This window comes from Embleya sp. NPDC050154 (assembly GCF_044460165.1).
Classification (GTDB): domain Bacteria; phylum Actinomycetota; class Actinomycetes; order Streptomycetales; family Streptomycetaceae; genus Embleya.
Genome location: NZ_JBITJP010000010.1, coordinates 302,804 through 328,276, shown reverse-complemented (window position 1 = coordinate 328,276; position 25,473 = coordinate 302,804). Strand labels below are relative to the sequence as shown.

Annotated in this window: 22 protein-coding genes; 7 read left to right on the top strand and 15 right to left on the bottom strand. The window is 71.9% G+C overall.

Annotation, left to right across the window (positions count from 1 at the left end):
- Window positions 1-31: 31 nt before the first annotated feature.
- The 4 genes from ACIBSV_RS23020 to ACIBSV_RS23005 are packed head-to-tail and all read right to left on the bottom strand — an operon-like array spanning window position 32 to window position 5,211.
- Window positions 32-1,420, bottom strand: a complete 1,389-nt coding sequence (locus ACIBSV_RS23020) for an aspartate aminotransferase family protein (RefSeq protein ID WP_395865858.1) — start codon at window positions 1,418-1,420, stop codon at window positions 32-34.
- Window positions 1,413-2,849 carry a trehalose-6-phosphate synthase gene (locus ACIBSV_RS23015; RefSeq protein WP_395865857.1) on the bottom strand — a complete coding sequence of 479 codons (1,437 nt, stop codon included), beginning with the start codon at window positions 2,847-2,849 and terminating at the stop codon, window positions 1,413-1,415. Before ACIBSV_RS23015 ends, ACIBSV_RS23020 begins: the two co-directional genes overlap by 8 nt.
- Window positions 2,849-3,838, bottom strand: a complete 990-nt coding sequence (locus ACIBSV_RS23010) for an SDR family oxidoreductase (RefSeq protein WP_395865855.1) — start codon at window positions 3,836-3,838, stop codon at window positions 2,849-2,851. Before ACIBSV_RS23010 ends, ACIBSV_RS23015 begins: the two co-directional genes overlap by 1 nt.
- Window positions 3,835-5,211 (bottom strand): MFS transporter, encoded by a 1,377-nt coding sequence (locus ACIBSV_RS23005; RefSeq protein ID WP_395865853.1) that lies wholly within the window; start codon window positions 5,209-5,211, stop codon window positions 3,835-3,837. Before ACIBSV_RS23005 ends, ACIBSV_RS23010 begins: the two co-directional genes overlap by 4 nt.
- A gap of 133 nt (window positions 5,212-5,344) precedes the next feature.
- Between ACIBSV_RS23005 and ACIBSV_RS23000 the strand changes: the two genes are divergently transcribed.
- The 3 genes from ACIBSV_RS23000 to ACIBSV_RS22990 are packed head-to-tail and all read left to right on the top strand — an operon-like array spanning window position 5,345 to window position 8,651.
- Entirely contained in the window at window positions 5,345-6,268 is a 924-nt protein-coding gene (locus ACIBSV_RS23000) for a BadF/BadG/BcrA/BcrD ATPase family protein (RefSeq protein ID WP_395865851.1), read from the top strand.
- 35 nt (window positions 6,269-6,303) lie between these two features.
- Window positions 6,304-7,479 (top strand): sugar phosphate isomerase/epimerase family protein, encoded by a 1,176-nt coding sequence (locus tag ACIBSV_RS22995; RefSeq protein WP_395865849.1) that lies wholly within the window; start codon window positions 6,304-6,306, stop codon window positions 7,477-7,479.
- Window positions 7,476-8,651 (top strand): sugar phosphate nucleotidyltransferase, encoded by a 1,176-nt coding sequence (locus ACIBSV_RS22990; protein WP_395865847.1) that lies wholly within the window; start codon window positions 7,476-7,478, stop codon window positions 8,649-8,651. The genes ACIBSV_RS22995 and ACIBSV_RS22990 overlap by 4 nt, the downstream gene beginning before the upstream one ends.
- On the opposite strand, the gene ACIBSV_RS22985 is transcribed toward ACIBSV_RS22990, so the two are convergent.
- The 3 genes from ACIBSV_RS22985 to ACIBSV_RS22975 all read right to left on the bottom strand — a co-directional run bounded on the left by ACIBSV_RS22985 (window position 8,617) and on the right by ACIBSV_RS22975 (window position 11,249).
- Window positions 8,617-9,510 (bottom strand): carbohydrate kinase family protein, encoded by an 894-nt coding sequence (locus ACIBSV_RS22985; RefSeq protein WP_395865845.1) that lies wholly within the window; start codon window positions 9,508-9,510, stop codon window positions 8,617-8,619. The genes ACIBSV_RS22990 and ACIBSV_RS22985 overlap by 35 nt on opposite strands.
- Complete coding sequence (gene aroB, locus ACIBSV_RS22980) at window positions 9,503-10,693, bottom strand: 3-dehydroquinate synthase (protein WP_395865843.1); 1,191 nt, start codon at window positions 10,691-10,693, stop codon at window positions 9,503-9,505. The genes ACIBSV_RS22985 and aroB overlap by 8 nt, the downstream gene beginning before the upstream one ends.
- A gap of 187 nt (window positions 10,694-10,880) precedes the next feature.
- Complete coding sequence (locus tag ACIBSV_RS22975; protein ID WP_395865841.1) at window positions 10,881-11,249, bottom strand: winged helix-turn-helix transcriptional regulator; 369 nt, start codon at window positions 11,247-11,249, stop codon at window positions 10,881-10,883.
- Between the two features lie 153 nt (window positions 11,250-11,402).
- On the opposite strand from ACIBSV_RS22975, the gene ACIBSV_RS22970 reads away from it, so the two are divergent.
- Together ACIBSV_RS22970 and ACIBSV_RS22965 are read left to right on the top strand one after the other, a co-directional pair.
- On the top strand, window positions 11,403-11,825 hold the full coding sequence (locus ACIBSV_RS22970) for a YjbQ family protein (protein ID WP_395865839.1): 423 nt from the start codon (window positions 11,403-11,405) through the stop codon (window positions 11,823-11,825).
- Window positions 11,826-12,201: 376 nt separating this feature from the next.
- Window positions 12,202-13,587, top strand: coding sequence for a VWA domain-containing protein (locus ACIBSV_RS22965; RefSeq protein ID WP_395865837.1), 1,386 nt, complete (start codon window positions 12,202-12,204; stop codon window positions 13,585-13,587).
- A 79-nt stretch (window positions 13,588-13,666) separates the two neighbouring features.
- Here the strand turns inward: ACIBSV_RS22965 and ACIBSV_RS22960 are convergent, their stop codons facing one another.
- From ACIBSV_RS22960 to ACIBSV_RS22945, 4 genes are all read right to left on the bottom strand, one after another.
- A complete protein-coding gene (locus ACIBSV_RS22960) occupies window positions 13,667-15,418 on the bottom strand; it encodes a caspase family protein (protein ID WP_395865835.1) in 1,752 nt (583 codons plus the stop codon).
- Window positions 15,415-15,777 (bottom strand): hypothetical protein, encoded by a 363-nt coding sequence (locus tag ACIBSV_RS22955; protein ID WP_395865833.1) that lies wholly within the window; start codon window positions 15,775-15,777, stop codon window positions 15,415-15,417. Before ACIBSV_RS22955 ends, ACIBSV_RS22960 begins: the two co-directional genes overlap by 4 nt.
- 606 nt (window positions 15,778-16,383) lie before the next feature.
- The gene (locus tag ACIBSV_RS22950; RefSeq protein WP_395865831.1) at window positions 16,384-17,286 is read right to left on the bottom strand and encodes an NAD(P)-dependent oxidoreductase; all 903 of its coding nucleotides are present in this window, start codon (window positions 17,284-17,286) and stop codon (window positions 16,384-16,386) included.
- Window positions 17,283-17,708 carry a RidA family protein gene (locus ACIBSV_RS22945; RefSeq protein ID WP_395865829.1) on the bottom strand — a complete coding sequence of 142 codons (426 nt, stop codon included), beginning with the start codon at window positions 17,706-17,708 and terminating at the stop codon, window positions 17,283-17,285. Before ACIBSV_RS22945 ends, ACIBSV_RS22950 begins: the two co-directional genes overlap by 4 nt.
- 108 nt (window positions 17,709-17,816) lie before the next feature.
- Between ACIBSV_RS22945 and ACIBSV_RS22940 the strand changes: the two genes are divergently transcribed.
- Together ACIBSV_RS22940 and ACIBSV_RS22935 are read left to right on the top strand one after the other, a co-directional pair.
- Window positions 17,817-18,716, top strand: a complete 900-nt coding sequence (locus ACIBSV_RS22940) for a LysR family transcriptional regulator (RefSeq protein ID WP_395865826.1) — start codon at window positions 17,817-17,819, stop codon at window positions 18,714-18,716.
- 104 nt (window positions 18,717-18,820) lie between these two features.
- On the top strand, window positions 18,821-21,139 hold the full coding sequence (locus ACIBSV_RS22935) for a germacradienol/geosmin synthase (RefSeq protein WP_395865823.1): 2,319 nt from the start codon (window positions 18,821-18,823) through the stop codon (window positions 21,137-21,139).
- A 221-nt stretch (window positions 21,140-21,360) separates the two neighbouring features.
- Here ACIBSV_RS22935 and ACIBSV_RS22930 read toward each other — a convergent pair whose 3' ends face one another.
- The 4 genes from ACIBSV_RS22930 to ACIBSV_RS22915 are packed head-to-tail and all read right to left on the bottom strand — an operon-like array spanning window position 21,361 to window position 25,397.
- Window positions 21,361-21,957 carry a GTP-binding protein gene (locus tag ACIBSV_RS22930; protein WP_395865821.1) on the bottom strand — a complete coding sequence of 199 codons (597 nt, stop codon included), beginning with the start codon at window positions 21,955-21,957 and terminating at the stop codon, window positions 21,361-21,363.
- Entirely contained in the window at window positions 21,938-22,372 is a 435-nt protein-coding gene (locus tag ACIBSV_RS22925; RefSeq protein WP_395865819.1) for a DUF742 domain-containing protein, read from the bottom strand. The genes ACIBSV_RS22930 and ACIBSV_RS22925 overlap by 20 nt, the downstream gene beginning before the upstream one ends.
- On the bottom strand, window positions 22,369-22,824 hold the full coding sequence (locus tag ACIBSV_RS22920) for a roadblock/LC7 domain-containing protein (protein WP_395865817.1): 456 nt from the start codon (window positions 22,822-22,824) through the stop codon (window positions 22,369-22,371). Before ACIBSV_RS22920 ends, ACIBSV_RS22925 begins: the two co-directional genes overlap by 4 nt.
- Window positions 22,821-25,397: a nitrate- and nitrite sensing domain-containing protein gene (locus ACIBSV_RS22915; protein ID WP_395865815.1), complete on the bottom strand. Its 2,577-nt coding sequence runs from the start codon at window positions 25,395-25,397 to the stop codon at window positions 22,821-22,823. The genes ACIBSV_RS22920 and ACIBSV_RS22915 overlap by 4 nt, the downstream gene beginning before the upstream one ends.
- Window positions 25,398-25,473 lie beyond the last annotated feature (76 nt).

The window sequence follows — 25,473 nt, the reverse complement described above, 5'->3', positions numbered from 1 at the left end:
AACGATGGGCCGTCCGGACCCAACTCGACCCTCATCGCGGCGAATCCGAACCGCCGATGGAGGTGGCCGGCGCGACCTCGGCCACCCGGTGCGGCAAACCGGGCGCGGCCGGGACCGGCGAGCCGGCCCGCGCCGTGCGGGCGCGCAACATCTCCAGCGCCTCGCCGAACCGGTCCGCGATCAGATGGGCGTCGGCCGGGGTCAGGATCAGCGGCGGGCGCAACTCGATCACGTTGCCCAGGCCGTGCTCGGACACGCGGGTGAGGATGCCCCGCGCGTGCAGGTGGCGCTGGAACGCCTGGGCCAACTCCGGCGCCTTCGCGCCGTCCGGGCGGACCAGTTCGACACCGAGCATCAGCCCCGGCCCACGCACGTCGCCGAGCACCGGATGCTCGCGCTGGAGACCGCGTAGCCGTCGGCTCAAGATCGCGCCCACCCGGCGGACGTTGGCCAGGAACCCGGGTCGGCGGACGATCTCCAAGGTCTTGACCGCGGCCGCGGCGGCCAGCGTGTGGCCGCCGTAGGTGAATCCGTGCAGCGAGCGATCCCAGTCGGCCATCCGCTCCTCGGTCAGGATCGCCGCGAGCGGCAGGCCACTGCCGGTCAGGCCCTTGGAGACGGTCATCATGTGCGGGGCGACACCGAAGTGGTCCGCCGCGAACATCTCCCCGGTACGGCCGAACGCGGTCTGGATCTCGTCGAAGACCAGGATGATCCCGTGCTCGTCGCACAGCGCCCGCAGCGCCTGGAAATACCCGGGCGGCGGCACGATGTTGCCGCCCATCCCGCTGATCGGCTCGATCAGTACACACGCGACGCTGCCGGAACTCGCGTAGGTGATGAAGTCCTCGATCCGCGTCACGCACAACATGCCGCAGGTGTCCGGGGTCTGCCGGTAGAAGCACCGGAAGCAATACGCGTCCGGCACGTGCACGGCTCCCGCGGCGTGCACCGGAAACGGCGCGCGCATCCGGCTGCTGCCGTTGTACGCGGTGGCCGCGATGGTCTGCCCGACGTGACCCCGGAACGGCACGATCACATCGCGTCGGCCGGTGTGGTGTTGGGCGATCTTGATCGCACCCTCGTTCGCGGTCGATCCACCGCTGCTGCGCAGGTTCACCCGGGTCAGGTTGGCCGGCGCCAGCTCGACCAGGTCGCGCATCACCCGGTCGGTCGGCTCGGTGCGGAACGACGAGGCGGCGAAGACCAGTTCCTCGGTCTGTTCGCGTACGGCCGCCATCACCTCGGGATGGTTGTGCCCGAGCACCAGGTTGAACGTCCCGGATACGCAGTCCAGGTACTCGCGGCCGGTGGAGTCCCACGAACGTATGCCCTCGCCGCGCACCAACACCGCGTCGCCCAACTGGTACTGCGCGACCTGGGCGGCTCCGGCCGCCCGCACGTCGACCGACTCAGTCATCGCGGTGGTCCGCGTCGAGCCACTCCAACTGGGTGCGCACCCACGCCTCCAGCGTCCACGGCTCGGCCACCCGGCGTCGCCGCTCGGCCGCCGCCTTGCGTTCGGCGGCGGGCGCGGTCAACGCGGCGATCAACGCCTCGGCCTGCTCGACCAGGTCGAACGGATTGACCGTGCGGCAGACCGGGGCCAGGATCTCGGCCGCGCCGCACATCTCGGACAGGACCACGTCCGCGTCCCGCTCGTTGACCAGCGGCGCCTCGAAGGTGCTCAGGTTCTGGCCGTCCACCGTCGAGTTGAAGACCAGCACGTCGGCCCGGCGAAAACACCCGATGGTGTGCTCGACCTCGTTGTCGCAGTGCAACCGCACGGTGTCCGGACCCAGTTCGGCGTTCGCCTCGGCGATCGCGTACTCCACGCGGCGCACATATTCGGCGTTCGCCTCGACGTAGAGCCGATTGGGATTCATCCGGACCAGCAACCTGGACGAGCGCACCGAGGGCTCGGTGCGATGGGCAGCCACGAACGCCCGCACCGCGCGTTCGGCGTTCTTCATCGGGTCGGTCCGGCCGCTGTGCACGACCAGCGGCGCGTCGCCCGCCCACTGTGCGATGCCCGGAGGGAGGCGTGGGTGGTCCGCCTCCAGGGCCAGCGGGCTGTAGCCGAGCGGCATCGTGCGTACCCCCGTGCGTCGGCCGCGCCAGTGCACCACGCCCGCGTTCCGGTCCACCTCGGCGTCCGGGATCAGGTCCGCCACGCAGTCCAGGAAGTTGCGGCACCAGCGCTCGGCGAAGAAGCCGATGGTGGTCGCGGGCAGCATGCCCTCCAGAATGCCGACCCGCATCGCCTTGGGCAGGATCCGCCAGTAGTCGGGCGAGGGCCAGGGGATGTGCACGAACAGCAGGATCGGCGCGCTCGCCCGCACCGCGCGCAACCGGGCCGGTACGCCGACGAGTTGATAGTCGTGCACCAGGTACACCGGGTCCGCGACGTCGGCCGAGTCGGCGAGCAGCGCACCGGCGAAGTCCTCGGTGAACTCGGCGAACCGGTCCAGCGCGGTGTAGGTCTCGGGGCCGAACGTGGGCGTCGTCCACTTGTCCCAGCCGTAGTTGTTCGCGGCCCACATCAACTGCGCGGTGAGGAAGTTCTGCACCACCTCGAACGTCTCGCGATCGTGCCGGAGCAGCCGGACCCGGATGTCGCGCCCCGAACGAAGCCGAAGCTCCAGGCCGTTCGGGCTCTCCCGGGCCGCCTGATGATCGTCGTCGGTGTCCGCGCTGGCGATCCAGGTCACGTCGAGCACACCCGCCTGCTCGGCGACCACGTTTCCGGTACCACCCGGCGCGAGCCACGGCCGCAGCCGGCCGTGCTCGGGATCCGGGGCGAAGCTGACGGCGGCGCGCTTGCTGGCCAGGAACAGATGACGATCCATCAGGACTGGTCCCTTCCGAAGACGGCTGAAGCGTCGAAGGCGGCTGGGGTGTCGGGGGCGGGCGAGGCGGCGCGTGGGATCGACGGGTGGTGCGCCGTCGGCGCCGCGATCAGCGCGGCGTCGGCCGTGTACACGTCGACCGGTTCCAGGCCGCGCAGTTCGGGCAGGTGCGCGGCGCGCTCGCTGTGCAGACAGGCGTTGCGCGGACGGCACGCGTACGCGGTGTCCCCCTGCGGTACGGCGGTCACCAACTCGGGGTCGACGCCGTAGCCGAGCGCGATGTGCCTGGCCCACTGCACGCGGGAGAGCCGGCGTGGCCCGCCCAGGTGCACGACCCCGGTGTGCGGCGAGTCCAGCAGCGCGGTGGTCCACGCCGCGACGTCGTCGATCAGTACGGGTGTGTTCCAGTGCTCGTCCGGGACCGCGACCGGCGCGCCCACACCGAGGCGTTCGGCGCACGTGGTGAAGAAGTTGGGTCGCAGACCGGCCCGATCCCACCCGTACACCAGGCTGACCCGCAATACGAGCGCGTCGCCGCCGGCCAGGTAGGCGTCCTCGGCGGCCGACTTCGCCCGGCCGTAGGCGTTGGCGGGTGCGGTGGCGTCGGATTCGGTGCAGCTGTCCGCGTGCCCGGGAAACACGTTGTCGGTGGAGATCAGCACGGTCCGCGCGGTCCGGCCGGCCAGCGCGGCCACCACGTGCCGGGCTCCGGCCGCGTGCACGGCGGTCGCCCCCGCCGGGTCCGCCTCGCACCACGTGATGTCCGAGGGCCCGTGCGCGGCCACCACGGCGTCGGGGCGGACCGCGTCGACGACGGTGCGCACCTGGTGCGGATCGGCCACGTCCACCGGGAGCCAGCGCAGCCCCCGGGTCTCCGGGGTGTGCGGCCGGCGGCGTGAGCCGAGCACGACACCGTGGCCGAGTCGGGTCAACCGGGTGCCGACGTGGCCGGCTATGTACCCCGATCCGAACACCAGGACCCGGGTCATCGGGAAACCCCCTTCTCGTTCGGGTGGTTCGGGTGGTTCGGGTGGTTCGGGTGATTCCGATGGTTCGTATGATTCGGCCGAGTCGGCTCACCCGGTCCGCCCGACGGGCGCGGGTCGCCCCGCTCGCCCCGGTCTCCCCGCTTGTCGCTCGGTGTGCCGGCTTCATGATTCGGCCGGTCCGGCTGGTTCGGCCGATCCGCGCCGGCCTCGTCCGTGTGATCCACCGGCAACAGTCGGAGCGACCCACTCCCCGCCACCACCATTACCCCGCACAGCGCGACGATGCCAAGGACGGTACCCAGACCCAGCCGGCCGGCCAGCGTGCCGACCAGCGGTGGTGCGCTTAGGAACCCGGCATAGGACACCGTGGTGACCAGCGAGATCGCCTGCGGGCGCCGCTCCGGGCCGACCGCGCGCCCGGTCGCGGCGAGCAGCGTGGGGACGACCGGGGCGAGGCCGACACCCGCGAGCGCGAATCCGGCCAGCGTGGACGCGGTGGACCAGGCCGCCGCCGCGAGGGCGAGGCCGAGGCCGCCGAGTGCGCCGCCGACGAGCACCAGTATGCGCTCGTCGACCCGCTCGCCGCGCCACTGGGCGAGCATCCGGCCGGCGGACAGGCCCGCCATGTACACGGCCGGGCCGCACGCGGCGACGAAGGAACCGGCGCCGAGGTCGTCCGCGAGGTGGATCGCGCCCCACTGTTCGACGGTGTTCTCCATCAGCAGCACGATGGCGCCGACCGTGCCGACCACGAGCAGGGCGGTCAACAGGCGGCCGTGCGCGCGCCCGGCACGGGTGGTGCCGGCCGGGTCGGGCTCCTGTTCCTGCCACCGGCGGCCGTCGATGGCCAGGACCGCGCTGAGCGCGACCAGGACGGCGATGGCCACCAGGATCGCGCGCGCGGACGCGCCCAGATGCAGCGCGAGGCCGACCGCCGGCGCGGCGAGCACCATGGCCAGCGGAGTGGCCGCCTGAACCTTGTTGAACAGCCGTTCGCCGGTGAGCGCCTCACGCGCGGCCGTGGTGGCGTTCAGTGCCACCTCGATCGCGCCGCTGGCCGCGCCGATCACCAGCAGTGCGGCCGAGAACGTCCACCGGGACCCGGCGCCGGCCACGGCGAGCGTGCCGAGCGCGAACGCGGCGGTCACCAGCGGCAGCGTGCGCGGCCCGAGTCGGCGCGCGAGCGGCCCGGTGAGCAGCATCGCGGGCACCGCCGCGACCGGGACCGCGAACAGCGCCAGACCCAGCTGCCGGTCGTCCAGTGCCAGTTCGTCCTTGAGCGTCGGGATCAACGCGGCCCAACCGCCCCAGAACAGCCCCCAACTCGTCGCGGGAGCCACCAGGCCGAGCACACCGCCGCCGCCGTGCCGCATCGACGCTCCGTTCGTCGGGAGTGACCGAGAGTGTCGCCCACCGTACTGCTCAACCACTACCCTCGGCCGGCATCCCCTACCGGTAGCGTGACCTGCGGCGTTGGATTTCGACCGACTGCGGAGGCTTTCGACTGTGGCGGCTGTGGAGTACTGGGCGATCGACGCCGGTGGCACGCACACCACCGCCGTGGTGCTCGGCACGCGGTACACCCGGGAGTCGGTCAATCCCGCCTCGGCCGGCGCGGCGGCCGAGGCGACGCTCGTGCGACTGCTCTCCGAGATGGCGTCGGACCTGGGCTTGGGACCCTCGGTCGGGTGGTTCGCGAGTTCGACGATCACCATGGACACCCCGCCGCGGGAGATCGACCGGTTGGCCGTGATCGCGCGCGAACAGGGTTTCGTGGGACGGCTGGTGGTGTCGGGGGACGTGCCGCCGCTGTTGCTCGCGCCGCCGCTGTCCGGGCGGGGCGTCGTGGTGGTGGCGGGAACCGGCTCGGCCTGCGTGGCCGCCGCCGGGCCGGACGTGGGCCCGCCGGTCGTGATCGGCGGATGCGAGTACCTGGGCAGCGACGAGGGCAGTGCGTACGCGCTCGGTGTGGCCGGTCTGCGGGCCGCCGTACGGGGAGCGGACGGTCGAGGGCGGCCGACCACGCTGTTCGCGGCGCACGGCCCGCGCGAACTGGCCCGTCGGCTGGCCGCCGAGCCGTTTCCCAAGGCCGGGGTGGCCGCGCTCGCGCCCGAGGTGTGCGCGGCCTGGCAGGCGGGCGACGCGGTGGCCGGCGAGGTGGTCGGGGCCGCGCTTGACGAACTGCTGGACGGCGTACGCGCGGCCCGGGACGCGGCCGGACTGAGCGGGACGTGGCGGGCCGTGCTCAACGGCGGCGTCTTCCGGGGATGCCCGCCGTACGCCGCCGAGTTGGGTCGACGGATGGTCACCGAACTGGGCGCGGCCGAACCGCCGACCGTGATCGCCGATCCGGTCGACGCGGTGTACGCCGCGCTGGTCGCGAACGAGGGTTCGCCGCCGAAGAGTTGGGCACACACCCGCAATCTCTGATCTGCCGAAGCGCAGCCGAGCGAGGGGGACCGCCGATGACCGGGACGCCGAACGAGCGGACACCACGAACCGTCACGGGAACCGCCCGGGGAATCGACCCCGGAACCGCCCCTGGCGTCGCCCCACAGCGCCGGGGGCAGCCCGCGACGGAGCTCTCCGCCGGGCCGGCGACCGTGCGCGGGAGTGTCGCGGCGGCGGAGAGCGGGTCGGTCGCCGGACGGCGGGCGCCGGTCGCGGCGGCCGGTTCGGCCGGCGGGGCGCCGATCCGGCTTGGGTTGTGTCTGGCCGCGTTGGCGCCGGTGGGTTTGGCCGGGGCGCTGCGGGTGGCGCGGGACGCGGGGGTGGGCGTGGTGGATCTGCCCGCCGACAGCGGCTTCGCGCTGGTGGATCCCGGGCGGCGGGCCGATCCCGCGCTGCATCGTGAGGTGCGCGCGCGGTGTGCGGAGGTCGGGGTCGAGGTGGGTTGTGTGAGCAACAGCCGGGACACCCAGTTGTTGCTGGGGCCGCACGGGCCGCACACCGACCCGGTGTTCGTCGGGACGGCCGAGGCCAAGCGGGACTACGGCCTGCGCGCCGCGCTCGACACGGTGCGGCTCGCGGCCGGTGTGGGAGCGTCGCAGGTGCGGCTGATGCTGGGGGTGCCCGACCTGGCCCGCTGGTTGTCCTGGTCGGGCAGCGACGTGAGTTGGCAGGACAACGTCGACGCGTGGGCGCTCGCCGCGCGGCCGATCCTGGGCTTGGCGGGCGATCTGGGTGTGCGGGTCGTGGTGGAGCCGCACCCCAAGCAGGTCGCGTACGACCCGGCGAGTGCGAGAGCACTGCTCTCGGCGGTGAGCGGTGTTCACCTGTGCCTCGATCCGGCCAACGTGGCCGCGACCGGACACGATCCGGTGGCCGCCGTACGCGGCTGGGGCGACCGGCTCGCGGCCGTGCACGCGAAGGACCTGCAACGCTGGTCCGGCGCCGAAGAACCGCGCGGCGCCGGTTGGTCGCGCTACGGCCCGGGACCGGCGATCCGCTTCCGCACGCTCGGCGCCGGCGACCTGCCCTGGCCGGCCATCGTGGCCGCGCTGCTCGACGACGACTACCGGGGAGTGATCTACGTGGAACACGAGGACGCCCTACTGCCCACGGAACAGGGCATCACGACCTCGCTCGCGCGACTGCGCACCCTGGTACCCACGGGTGTCGCCACGGGGCGGACCTGGTGACGCTCGAGGGAGTACGCGGCGCGCTGCTCGCGGGCGGCCTGGGCGAGCGGATGGGACCGCTCACCGCCGACGTGTGCAAACCACTGGTGCCGTACGCCGCGTCCGGCCGGCTGGTCGACTTCAGCGTGGCCAACGCGGTCCGGTCCGGCCTGCCCGAACTGGTCCTGCTCTCCCAGCACCGGGAATCCGACCTGGTCCGGCATCTGGTCGCACACTGGGACGAACACCCGGGCACCCGGCTGCACTTCGGCCCACACGACGCGTTGGCGCGCAGCGGACCGGGCGCCGTACTGCCCGAGCGTCCGGCCGAACGCGGCACCGCCGACGCGCTGCTCGCCAACGCGGAGTACCTCTTCGCCCCGGGCGCGACCGATCTCCTGATCCAACACGCGGACCACGTCTACGTGTTCGACTACACGCCGATGGTCGCCGCACACCGGGCCACGGGCGCCGACTGCACGATCGGCGTACAGCGGATCGAACGCCGCTACGTGCACCTGTTCGGCATGGTCGAGGCGGATGCCGAACTCCGGGTGCGAGCGCTGATCGAGAAGCCCGAACGGCCCACCTCGGACCTGGTGTTCACCGCGTTCTGCGTGTTTCGCATCGACGCGCTGCGCGCGGTGCTGGCGGACCTGGCCGCGCTGGGCGAGGACGGCTGGCAGCACGACATCAGCCGCGACGTACTGCCCGCGATGATCGCCGGCGGCCGGCGGGTGACGGCGTACCCGGTGCCGGACTACTGGGCCGACATCGGCACGGTCGACCGGTACCGCACCGAGCAGTTGCGACTGCTCGACCACCCGCATCCGATCGCCTCCCACGCGCTCCCGCGCACGTTGGCCGGTCTGCCGGACGGGTTTCCCAGGTACGTCGACGGGAGTCTGCTGGGAGCCGAGATGCCGGCGGGAGCGCGCGTCGAGCGCAGCGTCGTGCACGCCGGCTGCCGGATCGAGCCGGGCGCGACCGTACTGCGCTCGGTGCTGTTGCCGGGCGCCGTGGTCACCGCCGGGAGTACGGTCCGGGAAACGATCGTCACATCGACCGGGATCGTGACGCCGAACGGTGCCGCCCGTGCGACCGACGCCGGCCCGTTCCGGGTGGGCCCACTCCACACCGACTCGCCTCCCGACCCCGTCAGGAGAGCGCACGATCCAACGCCTCCGCCGTGATGAACGACGTGTGGGTCCCGGCCGTCCGCACCGCGTGCGCACCGGCGTGGGTGCCGGCGGCGGCGCAGCCGGCCCAGTCGCGGCCGGCGAGGTAGGCGTACAGGAACCCGGAGACGTAACTGTCCCCGGCCCCGTTGGTGTCCACCACCTCGTCGGCCCGCATCGCGAGCGCCGGTACGTGCCGCAGCGGCAGGTCGGGCAGGGCCAGGTAGCTGCCGCGACCACCCGCCATCGCGACCACGACCTTGGCCCGCCCCCGGGAGAGCACGTCGCGCGCGGCCTCCTCGACTCGGTCGCCGAGCCGGTGTGTGGAGGTGAACACCAGGTCGGCGCCATACGCGAAGTCGGCCCGGGAGGGGTCCTTCCCGTCCCAGCCGTGCAGGTCGGTCGAGGTGGATACGCCCGCCTCGATCGCCTCGGCCAGCGCGGGGCGGGACCAGCCGCCGATCGACACGTGCGCGTGCCGGGTGCGGGCGATCGCCGGGCGATACAGGTCGGGGTCGACGACCAGGTCCGCCGGCAGTCGGCCGTCGTGCAGGGACAGCCGTTCGCCGTCCGGGCCGACCAGGTTGACGCTGCGCGGGGTGCCGTGGGCGTCGGTGACGTGCGCGAAGGAAAGGCCCTGCTTCGCGTAGTGGTCCAGGACGAAGTCCGCCTCCGGGTCGGCGCCGAGTACGGCGGCGAAGTGTGTGCGCAGGCCCAGCGCCCGACAGCCGAGCGCCACTCCGTTGCCCGTGTGCGCGACGTACTGCCGGATCGGCGGAACCTTGAAGTCGTGTATCGGCAAAGGAAGTTCAGGCACCCGGACGATGATGTCCACGCCCACGCCGCCGACCACGAACACATCCAGTTCAGCCATCGCCGCCTCCGCGGGTGTGCGCGTAGCTGACCTCGGCGGCGGGGGAGACCAGGAGCGCGGCGTGGATCTCCTCGTCGCTCACGTCGTCGGTGATCACCGTCTCACCGAGCGCGGTGGGCAACACGAAGCGCAGCCGGCCGTCCCGGATCTTGCGGATCTGACCGAGCGCCTCGACGGTGCCGGCGGGATCCAACCGGGCGGGCAACGCGGCCAGTGTGGTGGGCAGTCGGACCCGATCGAGCAGGCCGGTCACCCGCGCGCACAGGGCCGGGTCGAGCAGCCCGCGCCGTTCGGCGATCCGGGCCGCGCAGGCCATGCCGAACGCGACCGCCTCGCCGTGCAGCACCGGCCCGTAGCCGGTCACGGTCTCCACCGCGTGTCCGATGGTGTGCCCGAAGTTCAGTGGCCGGCGCAGGTCCCGCTCGTACGGATCGCGGGCGATCAACCGGCACTTGAGCACGCTGGAGGCGTGCACGAGGGCGGCGGTGGGCACCGGCTCGGTGGCCAGGATGGCCTCGTGGCGGCGCTCGATCAGCTCGAACAGCTCGGGGGAGGCGATGATCCCGGTCTTGATCGCCTCGGCGAGTCCGGCGCGCAGCCCGCGACCGTCCTGGGTGCTCAGGTAGCCGACGTTCGAGATCACCGCCCTGGGCTGGTAGAAGGCCCCGATCAGGTTCTTCGCGGAGGGATGGTCGATGGCGACCTTGCCGCCGAGCGCGGCGTCCACGTGCGCGAGCAGCGTCGTGGGCACGTTGATGTACGGCAGGCCGCGCATGTACGCGCTGGCCACCCATCCGACCGTGTCCATCACCACACCGCCGCCGACCGCGAGCAGGATGTCGCGGCGCGCGAGCGAGGTGCCGGCCAACCAGTCCAGCAGCGTGCTCGCGGTGCGCAGGTTCTTGCTGCCCTCGCCGGCCGGGAACGACGTGCCGACCACGTCCAGTCCGGCGGCGCCCAGGAGTTCGGCCAGTCGGCGCGCGTGCAGCGCGAACACGGTGTCGTCGGTGATCAGCGCGACCCGCCGGCCGTCGATCTCGGCGCACAGCCGGGCGAGCGCGGTGTCCTCGTCGAGGCAGACATGCACCGGATACGTGTCGAGCCGCCGGGCGGAGGCCATGATCGGGTCGACCGGGCCGCGTGGCAGCGCGAGCTGTTCGGACACTCGGACGTATTCGGTCATATATTCACACCCCGGTGGCTCAACGAAGACGTCGCAGACAATCCGGATATTCGCTGCCGAAATAATTACGGCGAGTGCTACGAAAAGTCAACAACGCCTCACCCAGAGTGCGTCCGCGCGGTATAGCAGACCACACCGCGCTATTCCCGGGCATTCGCCAATACGGGAAACTTCGCCCGGAAACGGCCTACGCGGCGGGCCGGGCCGGGTCCGGCGTTCCGGTCCTCTCGGGCGCGGTCGCCGCGATCTGCTCGACGTTGACCTCCCCCCACACCCCCAGCGGCAACAGCGCCTCGTTGAGCGACCGGCCCAGCGGGGTCAGGGAATACACCACCTTCGGCGGGACCTCGCGAAACACCTCGCGGTGCACGATTCCGCGGGCCTCCATCTCGCGCAGCTGCTGGATCAGCATCTTCTCGCTGATCCCGGGGACGGCCCGGCGCAGCTCACCGAACCGCCGCTCTTCGACATGCAGCTCCCACAGGATCAACGCCTTCCACTTGCCGCCGATGACATCCATCGCGGCATCGAGCCCGCACTGATAGCGCCGAGCCATGCGCGTCTCCTCCCGACCGGGCCTCATCGATCCTTACCAACAGGTAGGTACCCCTCCATATTGTCGGTACGCATTCGGCCGAAAGCAAAGCAATCCTCGATCGGGCCGTGTCGAGAACACGGAACCGGGCGGCGCTTGGGCGAGCATGGCGGGATGAGCGAGGTGACCGTGTCGCGGGTTTTCGAGGTCAGTACCGGGCGGCGGGAGCGGGTGTACGACCTGAGCGCGATGTGCGCGGGATTTTTGCGGGAGGTGGCCGGTGGGCGGGACGGGTTGTTGAACGTGTTCGTGCCGCACGCGACGGCCGGGGTGGCGGTGTTGGAGACCGGGGCGGGCAGTGACGACGACCTGCTCGCGTTGTTGGCGGACCTGTTGCCGGCCGACGATCGGTGGCGGCATCGGCACGGCAGCCCCGGGCACGGGCGCGATCACGTGTTGCCCGCGCTGATTCCGCCGCACGCGACGCTGCCGGTGATCGGCGGTGAACTCGCGTTGGGGACGTGGCAGTCGGTCACGATGGTCGACACCAACCGGGACAACCCGGACCGGACGGTGCGGCTGACCTTCATGGGCTGAGCCGGTGTGGGCAGCTTGCCGAAGAAGCAACTGGCGGAAACCACGCGGCCCGTGCCGCGCGCGTGCGCCACGCGCTGTTCGGCCACGCTCTGTTGGGGCGCAAAGTCGTCGGTTCGGTGCGCCGGTTCCGGCCGCCGCGCTTGTCCGACGACGACGTGTCGGCCGCGTGTGCTGCGATGGACGCGGCGTTCGTGCTGCTCACGGCGGTGGGAAGGGGCGACGGCGGTCGCGCGGGCCGACGTTCCTTCGGCTGTTCGGGGGGCCGTCGGGGTGTCGTACGCGCGGGTCGCCCACAGGTCGGCCGAGCCCATGACTAGCCTTACGTAACCGTCCTGAGCATCGGGACGGCGTCCCTCACACAGGTAAGGATTCGCCGATGGGTTTGAGGAGTCTGCTGCGCAACGTCTTTCGTTCGCGGGCGTCCCGCGAGGCGGCGGAGACACCCGAGACGACGGACGTGACCGCGGCGCCGACCGACCTCCAGGACACGCCGACCGAGTCCCCGGTCGACGTGCCGGATCCGGTCGCCGAATCGGCGCCGAAGGCGCGCCCCGAGCCGGCCGTGAGACCGGAGCCGGTGATCGTCCCCGAGCCGATGGCCGTCCGCGACTCCGCGGTGTCGCCGGAGCCGGAGGCCGTCTCGGAGCCGGCGGTCGTTCCGGAGCCGGTGGTGGTCTCGGAGCCGGTGGTCGTTCCGGAGCCGGAGGCCATCCCGGAGCCGGTGGTCGTCTCGGAACCGGTGGTTATTCCGGAGTCCCGGGCGGAGTTCGACACATCCGGGTCCGCGCAGGCGTCGATCGCCGTGCCGGCGCAGTCGATCGCGACGCCCGTCGAGACCGAACCGACCAAGTCGGAAGCCGAGATCGAGAAGGAGATCGAGCGGGAGGCCGTCGTTACGCAGGCCGCCGAGGCCGAGGTCGAGTTCGAGGCGCCCGTGCCGGCACCGGCCGAGGACCCGGCCGATGTCGAGGTCGCGGCCGAGCCGTTCGTGGTCGCCGAGGCCGCGGCGGTGCCGACCACCATCGCCGTGGTGCCGCCCGCCCGCGCCGAGGAGGCCACTCCCGGCCTCGGCGGTCGTGCGGAGGCCGCCGCGGCGGCCGTGGGCAAGTGCGGTCTCACCGGCCGCAACGTCGCGGTGTACCTCGTCCTGGACCGCTCGGGCTCGATGCGTTCCTACTACAAGGACGGCACGGTGCAGCACCTCGCCGACCAGACGCTCGCGCTGTCCGCGCAACTCGGCGAGGCCGTTGTGCCGCTGGTGTTCTTCTCCACCGACATCGACGGCGTCGCCGACCTCGATCCCACCAACCACGTGGGACGGATCGAGGAACTGCACGGCTCCTACGGGCACATGGGCCGGACCAACTACCACCGGGCGATCGCCGAGGTGGTCGAGCACTACCGCGCGTCCGGCAGCACCGACCCGGCGCTGGTGATCTTCCAGACCGACGGTGCGCCGACCAGCCGTCCCGCCGCGGCGAAGGCGCTGTGCGAGGCGGCCGGACTGCCGATCTTCTGGCAGTTCATCGGCTTCGGCGACCCCGAGGCCAAGGGCTTCGATTTCCTCCGCAAGCTGGACGAACTCTCGGTGCCGGAGCAGCGCGTGGTGGACAACGCGGGCTTCTTCCACGCCGGACAGGACCCGAGGCTGCTCGCGGACGCCGAGCTCTACGACCAACTCCTGCTGGAGTTCCCGGAATGGCTGAACGAGGCGGTCGCGGCGGGCGTCCTGGCGGCCGGCCCGGTGGACGCGTTGGTGTAGGCGCCGGTGCAGGCGCATTCGCGGGATCACGCCCGACGGTCGGCCATGGGGTCGACCGTCGGGCGTTTCCGCGGCCGGGTCAGGTTCCGGAGGGGAGTGGGAGCAGCAGGCTGATCACCGTGCGCGTGGCCTGTGCCAGGGCCGCGTCCAGGACGTGTACGGGGTCGAACAGTTGCCCTTCGGGATCGCTCGACGTGTAGGTCTCGTGCAGGATGTCGTACGACAGGCCGAGCAGCGCGTGTTCGGTGAGTTCGGGCAGGCTCGGGGCGCCCGACACGAACCTCGCCAGGTGCAGGGCCGGTGCGGTCGACGTCCGGGACAGCACCGAATGGGCCGGGCTCCCCTCCTCCGCAAGGTGGTTGCCCATCCGTAGATAGCCTGCCCCGGCCCCGGGCACGATGCCGTGTTCGAACGCGGAGTGCACGATCGCGACGCTCTTGCGCAGCAGTTCGATCTGTTGCGACGCGGCCTCCTCGTTCGCCGCGCCGACCCGGATCTGTGCCGTGCTTCCCTCCGAGACCACCTGCCAGGACCGGCCCGGACCGGTCGTCACGGTCACCGTGCCCTCGCGGCCGACCCGATCGATGGCCTCGGCGACGGCGCTCGCGGTCCGGCGCCCGGTGGCGGCGGCCACCAGGCCCCGGATCTGCCGGTCCTCGATCGGCACCGCCGAGGAACGCAACCACGCGCGCGCCACGTCCGTCTGCCGCACCAGGTCCCGGATCAGGGTGAGCGGGTCGACCGTGTCCTGTGCGATCAGCTCGCGACAGCGCGTCGCCATGGCGTCGGCCAGGAGTATCGCGGTGACGGTCCCGTCGTGGGCGTCCTCGGCGACGCGCTCCAGCAGCCGGACGGCCATCCGGGCACCCGGGTGCAGTCGAGTGTCCAGCCTGGCCAGGATCGACTCGGCGGCTCGCCCCGCCGACCCGCGCAGCCAGTCGTCGTTCGCCTCGTCCTTGCCCAAGGGGCCGTAGCGACGTGCGAGGACCCTGGCGATGTGGGAGAACCCGATCGCGAGGTCGTCGACCTCCGCCGGCTGCGATTCGGTGGTCGTCGGGCCGGTGACCTGCGCCGACGGCCTCGGCCATGCCGCGTTGCGCAACACGCAGATCCGTGCCGCGGTGTTGCGGTTGCTCTGCTGTGGGAGTTCGCGACCTCGGGCGGCCAATCGGCGGTGCAGCGCGAGATACAGCGACTCCATGTCGATCAACTCGGCCGCATCCTCGACGCCCTCGTTGACGATGTTGATCAACTCGCCGGTGAACGCGGTGAATTCCTCGTCCGGCGGGGCCGCCGCCCGGCGGGTCTCGGCGGTCGCGGTGAGCACGCTGGTGCCGGCCACGGCCACCTGCCCGGCCCGATCCCGCCCGCTCATCGCGCCGACCATCGCCCGGCCGCTCCAACAGCAGTCCATGATCAGCACCTTGCGCGGCGCGCGGGTGCTCGGATCACGCAACACCCGGCGCACGTCGTCGAAGCGCAGCGCGGTGTACATGCGATCCGGGCGGGTGTTCGGCAGCGCCAGGTGGAACGAGTCGTCGAGATGGTCCACCAGGCCGTGCCCGGCGAAGTAGACGAGCAGCGTGTCCCGGGCCTCGGCCGCCGCGTGGGAGAGCGCGTCCAAGACCTCGCTCGCCGAGGCCGGTTGGCCGACCACCGTGCAATGGCCTGCGGGCAGGCCCCAGTGTCGCGGGTCGCACAACAGTCGGCTCAGCTCCTGGAGATTGCGAAGCACCGCGGGCAAGTGCTCCAGATGCGCGTACGCGTGCGTACCGATCAACACCGCGCGCGAGGCCGCCGGATCGGCCAGTTCCGCCGCCGGCACCGTCACGCAGGGTCCCCGGGCTCCTCCAACGCGCGTACGGCCCGGCCGATGTCCGCCTCCGTGGCGCCGGTCAGCACCACTTCGACCTCGCCGCGCCGGATCACGATGTCGGGGCCGCCCGGGCCCGACATCGGCGCGCGCGAGCGGCGCCAGCCGGCGATGGCCGTCATCAGGCCGCCGAGCGCGATGCCGTTGCTCAGCACGATGTTGACGACGTCGAGGGTGGTGCCCATGGCGCCCGTCGTGTCGTCCTCGGCGTAACTGGTCACGGTGCCGCCGCGGACGTCCGGATCCATCGCCAACCACCGTTGCAGTGCGGCGACTTCCGCACCTTCGTCGCCGACTACGCGTACCTGGACGAGCACGTGCCGCCACCCTTCGGGGACCGTCGGGGGCCCGCGTGCGGCGGGCCGACCTGATGCGGGGCCATGATGCCATGTGGCCTTGCGGGCGACGGGGGTGGAGCACGGTTGGCCTCATGCGCCGGCCGGGCTGGTTCGCCTCATGCGCCGGCGGGGCTCGGTTGGCCTCATGCGCCGGCCGGGCTGGGGTGGCCTCAAGCGCCGGCCGGGCTGGTTCGCCTCATGCGCCGGCGGGGCTGGGTTGGCCTCAAGCGCCGGCCGGGCTGAGTGGCCTCAAACGCCGGCCGGGCTGATGGGAGTTGGGCTGGCCTTGGGGGTTGGTTCGGCTGGGGTGGCCTCAAGCGCCGGCCGGGCTGGTTCGCCTCATGCGCCGGCGGGGCTGGTTTGGCCTCAAGCGCCGGCCGGGCTGGGGGAGTTCGGCTGACCTGGGGCGTTGGTTCGGCTCGGTTGGCCTCAAGCGCCGGCCAGGCTGAGTGGCCTCAAGCGCCGGCCAGGCTGGGTGGCCTCAAGCGCCGGCCAGGCTGAGTGGCCTCAAACGCCGGCCAGGCTGAGGGGCCTCAAACGCCGGCCGGGCTGAGGGGCCGCAAGCGCCGGGTGGGATGGGTGGGATCAAGCTCGGCCGGGTCGGGTGGGATCAGACGTTGGTTGGGTTGGGGGTGGGCTCGGGTGTTGGTCGGGTTGAGTGCGGCCCAGGGCTGCGATGTCTGCGGTTGGGTCGGTGGTGAGGGTTGCTGTGGTGGTGACGTGTGCTGCCGCGCGGGCCACCGGGAGGGGTGTGGTGGTTGCCTCGGTGGCCAGGAGGAGGTCCTTGGCCAGTGCGGCGATGGTGAAGTCGGCGTCCGTGTAGGCCGCTTGGTCGAGGCGGTCGCGTTTGCGGGCGACCAGGCCGCCGATCGCGCTGCGCGTGAGCACGTCCAGCACGTCCGTGCGGGACAGGCCCAGGTCGGCGCCGAGTCGGATCGCGTCGTGCAGTCCGGCCGCCGCGATGCCCAGGCCCAGGTTGGCGACCAGTTTGAGGGCGGTCGCGGCGCCGACCGGTCCGGCGTACCGCCGTTCGCCCGCGTGCGACCACGCGCGCAACACCGGCTCGGCCGCCGCGACGTCCTCGGGCCCGCCCCCGGTCAGCACGGTCAACGTGCCCGCGCGGACCGCCGGCACCGAGCCCAGGACGGGCGCCTCCACGTACCGCAACCCGGCCCCGCGAGCGGCCACCGCGAGCCGGCGCGACTCGTTCGGAGCCAGCGTGGTCGCGTTGATCACCAGCGTGCCGGGCGCGGCACCGGTGACGATGCCGGCCGGACCGAGCAACACCGCCTCGGCGGCCGGCCCGTCGAAGACGAACAGCACGACGGCGTCCGCGCCCCGCACCGCGTCGGCCGCGCTCGCGGCGGTCGCCGCGCCCGGTATCGTGCGCGGCGTGCGGTTCCACACCGTCACCTCGTGTCCGGCCGCCACCAGCGCCTGTGCGCCCGCCGCGCCCATCCGTCCCAGACCACACGCGGCGATTCTCATTCGGCGGCCTCGTCCGTCTCCGGGACCAGCGCGAACGCCTCGACCTCCAGGAGCAGCTCCGGCAGGAACAGCGCGCCGACCTGGACCGCCGAACTGGCCGGCGGACGGGTCATGTCGACGAACTCGTCGCGGGCCGCGCGGACCGCCGGCAGCTGCCCGATGTCGGTGACGAAGTAGGTCAGCTTGATCACGTCGTCGAAGGTCGCGCCCGCCGCCGCCAGGCAGCGGCGCAGGTTCTCGAACACCTGCCGGGCCTGCGCGCCCGGGTCGTCCTTGCCGACCAGATTGCCGTCCTCGTCGAAGGCGACCTGCCCGGAGACCGCGATCAGCCGGCCGGTGCCGGTGACCACGTTGGTGTAGCCGTTGCCCGGCCGCACGCCCTCGGGCGCCGCGATGTGAGTGAGTCGATCCGCAGTCGTCATGCGCTCATCCTCACCCGTGCGCCATCCATCCCGCCAGCGCATCTTTCGCAGGACTGCCATGCGTGCCACGCATGGCTCTGCGTCGCCGCGCCAGTAGAGTCACCGCGCATGGACCTGCTCGCCCTGCGTTCGTTTCTGGAAGTGTGCCGCCACGGCTCGATCAGCGCCGCCGCGCACACGCTCGGATACACCCAGTCCGCGCTGTCCCGTCAGGTGGCGGGCCTGGAGGCGCGCCTGGGCACCGTGCTGCTGGAGCGGCACGCCCGCGGAGTGCGCAGTACGCCCGCGGGCGACGTGCTGCGCGAACACGCGGCGGCGATCCTGGCCCGGGTCGAGCGGGCCGAGGAGGAGGTGCGGGCCGCCCGGGACCGGGTCGGTACCCGGGTCCGGGTGGGCGCGGTGCCCACCGCCGCGGTATCCCTGCTGCCCGACGCGCTCACCGCGTTCACGGCCGAACTGCCGGGCGTACGGGTCACCTTCGCCGAGGACTTCTCACCCGGACTGATCCCGCGGCTACTGGACGGCGAGTTCGACGTGGCCGTGGTCACCGACTACCCGCCGGGCCTGCCCGCGCACGCGGGGATTCGGCTCACCCACGTGCTCGACGACGAACTGCGCGCCGTACTGCCCGCAGGCCACCGCCTGGCCGGGCGTGAGGTGATCGACCTGGCCGAACTCGCGGACGAGACCTGGGTGGAGGACTACGAGGGTGCCGCGGCGGTGCTCACCGGGGCATGCGCCCGGGCCGGGTTCACGCCGCGGATCGACATCGAGTGCGGTGGGTGGTTGGGCAAACAGGCGTTCGTGGTGGCCGGGTTCGGGGTGATGCTCGCGCCCGGGCTGCTGACCCGGGCGATCCACCCCGAGTTGACCCTGCACCGGCTCGCCGATCCACCCCGACGCAGCGTGTACGCGGCCCGCCCGCAGCGTCCCGACCCGGCGAGCGCGGACGCGGTGGACCGCTTCGTCGCCGCGCTCGTCCACGTGGCCGCCCACCAAGATCGTTAAGCCTGTCCGGGCAGGTTTCACCAGATCGAGCGAGAACCGATTCGTCGCCCGCTCCCGGGCGTTCGCGCGACCTAGCGTGTGCCGTGGCGAAAGGGGCGCACCGTATGCCACAACCCTTCGAACTCCCGCAGTTCTACGTGCCGTACCCGGCGCGGCTCAACCCGCATCTGGCGGGCGCGCGCGAGCATTCCAAGGCCTGGGCCCGACGGATGCGGATGATCGAGGGCTCGGACATCTGGGACGAGCACGACTTCGACTCGCACGACTACGCACTGCTGTGCGCGTACACCCATCCCGACTGCACGGGCCCGCAACTCGACCTGGTCACCGACTGGTACGTGTGGGTCTTCTTCTTCGACGACCACTTCCTGGACATCTTCAAACGCACCCACGACACGGCCGGCGCCAAGGCGTACCTCGAACGCCTGCGCGCGTTCATGCCGGTCGATCCCACCACCCCGGTCCCGGCCCCGACCAATCAGGTCGAGGAGGGACTGGCCGACCTGTGGGCGCGCACCGTACCGAGCATGTCGCAGGACTGGCGGGAGCGGTTCGCCGAGAGCACCCAGGCGCTCCTGGAGGAGTCGCTGTGGGAACTGGCGAACATCAACGAGGGCCGGGTCGCCAACCCCGTCGAGTACATCGAGATGCGGCGCAAGGTCGGCGGCGCGCCCTGGTCGGCCAACCTGGTGGAGTACGCGGCGGGCGCCGAGGTGCCCGCGGTGATCGCGGCCTCGCGCCCGATGCGGGTGCTCAAGGACACCTTCGCCGACGGCGTGCACCTGCGCAACGACCTGTTCTCGTACCAGCGCGAGGTGGAGAACGAGGGCGAGAACGCCAACGCCGTCCTGGTCTTCGAGAAGTTCCTCGGCTGCACCACGCAGGAGGCCGCCGAGGCCGTCAACGAGTTGCTCACCTCGCGGCTGCACCAGTTCGAGCACACCACCTTCACCGAACTCCCGCCGCTGTTCGTGGAACACGGCCTGGACCCGCAGTCCTGCATGGATGTGATGGCCTACGTCAAGGGCCTCCAGGACTGGCAGTCGGGCGGGCACGAGTGGCACATGCGCTCCAGCCGGTACATGAACGGCGCCGGAGCGAGCGGGGATTCGGCCGGTGGCCTCGGGACACCCACGGTGGCCGGGGTGTTGGCCGGGCCTCAAGGGATGGGCACCTCGGCCGCGCGGATCCTGCCGGGACTGGTCGCCGGACTGAACAGCGGGCTGCGCGGATTCACACATGTGCCCTTCCAGTCGGTCGAGCCTTACGACATCCCGGACTTCTACCTGCCGTTCGCGCCGCGACTGAACCGACACCTGGACACCTCCCGGGAGAACGTGGTCGAGTGGGCCGCGCGGATGGGCATCACGGGGGAGGGCATCTGGGACGAGCGGGCCCTGCGCGGATTCGACCTGCCGCTGTGCGCGGCGGGCATCGCGCCGGACGTGTCGCTCGAGCAACTCGACGTGGCCTCGGCGTGGTTGACGTGGGGCACCTACGGCGACGACTACTACCCGATCGTGTTCGGCCGCTCGCTCGACCAGGTCGGCGCGAAGGCCTACACCGAGCGGCTCAAGACGCTGATGCCGGTGGACGGCGAGGCGGCGCCGGTGCCGACGGACGCGCTCGAGCGCGCGCTGGCCGACCTGTGGTCGCGCACCGCCGGGCCGATGCCGCCCGCCTCGCGGCTCAGGTTCCGGCGCACCATCGAGGAAATGATGGACAGTTGGCTGTGGGAGCTGGCCAACATGGCGCTGAACCGGATCCCGGATCCGGTCGACTACATCGAGATGCGCCGCCGCACGTTCGGCTCCGATCTGACCAAGAGCCTGTCCCGGCTCTCGCACGGCGAGGTGGTGCCGGACCAGGCGTACCGCTCGCGCGCGGTACAGGCGATGGAGAACTCGGCGGCCGATTTCGGCTGGATGATCAACGACGTGTTCTCCTACCGCAAGGAGATCGAGGTCGAGGGGGAGTTGCACAACCTGCTCCTGGTGGTGCGCAACTTCTTCGGCTGCGACTTCGACCAGGCGCTGGTGATCGTGAACGACCTGATGACCTCCCGGATGCGTGAGTTCGAGCGGGTCGTGGCCGTGGAACTCCCGGCGATGTACGAGGACCTGGAGCTGACCCCGGCGGCCCGGGAGGCACTGGACGCGTACGCGGTGGCGCTCGGCGACTGGAACGCGGCGATCCTGAAATGGCATCAGGACTGCCGGCGCTACGCGGATCCCGAGCCGCTGGTGCCGTTTCCGTGGCAGGTGGCCCGGAGCTCGGCGGGCCCCGCAGGCCTGGCAGGCTCGGCCGCGGCCCGCGTGCCGGTCGAGCCGTCGGCGGTTCCCCGGGTGCGGTACGGGCCGCGTGGGCTGGGCACCTCGGCCGCCCGCGTGGCCGGCATGCGAGCGGGCGTCGCGGTGCGGTGACGTGTACGCGAGTGCGGGCGGTCCGCAGGCCGCCCGCACTCATGCCGGACGGGCCGAAAAGCGGCCCGTCCGGCAGGCGAAGGCTTCCGGTCGCGGCCGGGCCGTGCGCGCGACCCGACGCGACGCGACCGAGAGACGTGTCGTGACAGGCGGGACGCGAGGTGCGCGAGCGGGCGCCCTGCCGCGCGTCGCGGCGGGTCCGCGAGCGGCCGGGTGTACGGCTAGGCGTGTGGCGCGACCAGCGCGAGCGACGAGCCCAGCAGATGGTCGACCAGTGCCAACAACACGTCCCGGCCCGAGGACCGCACCCGCACGTCGCACGGCAGGATCGGGACGTCCGGACCGAGGTCGAGCGCGTCGCGGACCTCCGCGACCGTGTACTCCACGGCCGCGTCGAAGCGGTTGATCGCGACCACGAACGGGATGCCGCGACGCTCGAAGAAGTCGATGCTGCCGAAGCCGGCGTCCAGGCGCCGGGTGTCGACCAGCACGATCGCGCCCAGCGCGCCGATCGCCAGGTCGTCCCAGAGCGACCAGAACCGCTCCTGGCCGGGCGCGCCGAACAGGTACAGGACCAGATCCTCGGACAGCGTGATGCGACCGAAGTCGAGCGCGACCGTGGTGCGCGACTTGGCCTCGACGCCCGCGAGATCGTCCACGCCCACACCGACCTCGGTCATCACCTCCTCGGTGTGCAGCGGCGGCACCTCGCTGACCGTGCCGACCAGGGTGGTCTTGCCGACCCCGAACCCGCCCGCGATCAGGATCTTGACCGCCGCCGCGTCCTCGGGCAGCCGGTCAGAGCCGAAGGAGACCATCACGTACCTTCTTCAACAAAGCGGGATCGGGAGTGCGGGCCAGGGCCAGCGGGGCGCGTACGGTCACCAGGCCGTCGCGCAGCAGGTCGTCGACGAGCACCTTGGTGATGCTCACCGGGAGGTCGATCAGCGCGGCCACCTCGGCGACCGCCTGCGGCTCCCGACACAGTTCCAGGATGTGCTGATGCTCGGGCTGCCGGCCGCGACTGTCGCGAACCTTGCGACGCCCACCCGAGGACTGCTCCTCGGCGGCCGCGGCCCGGCCTGCCGGCTCGTCCGGCGCGACCGTGGTGACCAGCGTGATCAGAGTCAGGTCCGCGTCGCGCACGGCCTTGGTCCGGCCGCGCGTGAGCGTGTACGGGCGCACCAGCGGACCGGCGTCCTCGTCCCAGGGCTGCTCCCAGCGGGACGTCACGCCCGGCCACCCGCCGGATCGTCGGCCTCGGCGCGTGGTCGGGTGCCGAGGTACTCGCCGACCTTCTTCACCAACATGTTCATCTCGAACGCCACCACCCCTACATCCGCGCTCTGTTCGGACAGTACGGCCAGATGCGCGCCCTTCCCCGCGGCCGTCAGGAAGAGGAACGCGTCGTCCATCTCGACCAGCGTCTGGCGCACCGAACCGCCCGCGAAGCCCCGGCCGATGCTGCGGGCCAGGCTCTGCAGCCCGGCCGCCGCGGCGGCCAACTGCTCGGCGTCATCGCGCGGGATGCTCTCGGACCGACTCATCAGCAGTCCGTCCTCGGACAACACGATCGCGTGCCGGGTCTGATGCACGCGCTTGACCAGATCGGTCAACAACCAGTCCAGGCGACTGTCGGTTGCGGTGGTGGCCGTGCCGCCGGCGAGATCGTGCGTGTTCGTCATGACGGTTCCCCAGGGTGCGTGGTGCTTCCGGCGACGGGGTTCGGGCCCGGTACGGGCTCGGTCCCGGTTCCGGGTTCGGTCTCGATCGCGGACTCGTCGCCGGCCGCGTTCGGTTCGGACGCCTCGCGCGCGCGTTGGCTCGCGAATCGGAACGAGGACAAGGTAGCCGCAGCTTCGCGAGGTGAGGAGGGCTTCGACCCGGTTCGCGGGTCCGGCTCGCTCGCGATGCCCGATTCGCCGCGCAACGGCATCGGCAGATTGCGCTGCCGAACCCGGCGCGGCAGCGCGCGGCGGCCGTCGGCGGTGGTCTCCTCGGCGGCCGAGCCGGCCGCCGAGGATGCGGGAGTCGGCTCGGCCCCGGCCTCGGACGCGGGAACCGCCGGTACGCGCTCCAGCGAGCGGACCACCGGATCGGGGTGCTGCCGAGCGGGCGGGCGCGTCCGGGAGACGTCCTCGTCCTCGGACTCGTGCACCGATTCGGACGCCTCGCCCGCCTCGGCCGCCGGTTCGCCCGTGGGCTCGGCGTCCGCCGTCGCCGCGAGCGCGTGCTCGAACGGTCCAACACTTACCGGCTGATCGCCGGGCGTACCCGACTCCCGGGAGATCAACTCCTCGGGCAGGAACACGATCGCCAGCGTGCCGCCGTACGGCGAGGGCCGCAGCGTCACGTCGACCCCGAGCCGGTCGGCGAGTTGCGCGACCACGAACAGGCCCATCCGCACGTCCTCGGCGAGGGCGATCACGTCGAAGCTGACCGGCACCGCCAACTGCCGGTTGGCCGCCGCGTACTCGTCCGCCGACATGCCCAGCCCGCGGTCCTCGATCTCGATCGCCAGACCCTTGGCGACCGACACCGCCCGCACGTGCACGGGCGTGTCCGGCGGCGAGAACATCGCCGCGTTCTCGACGAGTTCGGCCAGCAGGTGGATCACCCCGCCCACCGCCGGACCGGACAGTTGCAGATCACGGTCGGAGTAGACCTCGACCCGGTGATAGTCCTCCACCTCGCCCACCGCGCCGCGCACCACGTCGACGATCCGCACCGGGCGACTCCAGCGCCGGCCCGGCCGGTTGCCGGTGAGCACCACGAGGTTCTCCTCGTACCGGCGCAGGCGGGTGGCCAGATGGTCGATCGTGAACAGCTCGCGCAGCAGTTCCGGATCCTGGTGGCGGCGCTCCATCGCGTCCAGCTCACCGATCTGACGGTTCACCAGGGACTGGGTGCGCAGCGCGGTGTTGACGAACACCTTGGCGAAACCCTCGCGCTGTCGAGCCAGTTGTACCGCGCCGTCCAGCGCGGCCCGCTGCGCGGCGTTGAACGCCGAGGCCACCTGGCCGATCTCGTCCCCGCTCGCCGGCACGTCCGGCGCCTCGACCGCGAGGTCGACCCGCTCACCGCGCTGCAACCGCTCGATGACCACCGGCAGCCGATGAGAGCCAAGTTCGACCGTCGCGTCGCGCAGCCGGGACAACCGCCGGCGCACCGCGCGGGTCACCCGCCAACACAACAGGGCGCCGATCAGCACGAAGCCGAGGCCGATCGCGCTGAGCAGGTACACCTGGTTCCAAGTGTCCTCGGTGGCCTGGTCGCCCGCCTCGAACACCAAGTCCACCCGGGCGAAGTCGAAGGCCGTGTTCGGCAGCGCGAGTTGATCGAACGTCTCGCGCCACTTCGCCAGCTCGGCGGGCAGTGCGATGCCGGACGCGGCGCCGCGCTGGTCCCTGGGGGTGTCCACCGCGGCGATGATCGCGTCCTCCATCGCGGCCAACTCGCGCCAGGCCGGGCTCTGGGTGAGCGCCATGTACAGCGGACGCAGCCGGTCGGGCAGGAACGGCTCGATCTCGTCCTCGAGCGTATGCCGCCGCACCCCCACGTTCTGCACGAAACCGGCGAAGTCCGGCTGGCTCAACCGCCCGCCGGGCTGCGCGAACGAGACCGTCATGTCCTCCTGCGCCATCGCCTCGCCGGCGCGGAACTGGATCACCAGGAACTGGCCCTCGAAGGTGACATCGACATCCGACGTCTCGGCCAACGCCTGCACGATGGAGATCTGGTTGGCGACCTGCTTCGTGTAGTAGCCCAACCAGCGATCCCGGCCGGTCGCGCCGGTCGCGTCCACCTGACGTCGGACGTCGGGGAGTTCGGCCAACTCCGGGGCCACTCGACCGGCCCGGTACATCACATTGCCCGGCGTTTCCGCGGCGTCGCTGTTCGCGAACGCGACGAACGACCGTACCGCCTCGTCGGTCTTGGCCCGCTGCGCGCGCAGCGCCTCGGTCGCGGCCGGCGACGGCTTGGCCATCCACGCCGCGGTCAGCCGCCGTTCGAGTTGCAGGCCGACCATCGTGTTGTAGGCGGGCGTACCGGCCCGTTCGGCCACCGAGACCTGGTGGTCCAGGCCACTCGCGTGGTCGGCCAGTCGGTAGGTGGCGATGCCCCACAGGGCGACCATCGCGACCGAGGGCACCACGGTCAGCATGACCAGCAGGGTCCGGATCGACGGCGTACGACGCGACCGCGAGCGGCCCGCTCGGGTCCGGCCGGTCCCGGGGACGCGCATCAGTTTTCTCATCGACTCTCCCGCAAGGGCAACCCGGCCCGAAATGCGGTTGCCGCGACCCGGCCGAAGGTACCGGCGGGGCACCCGA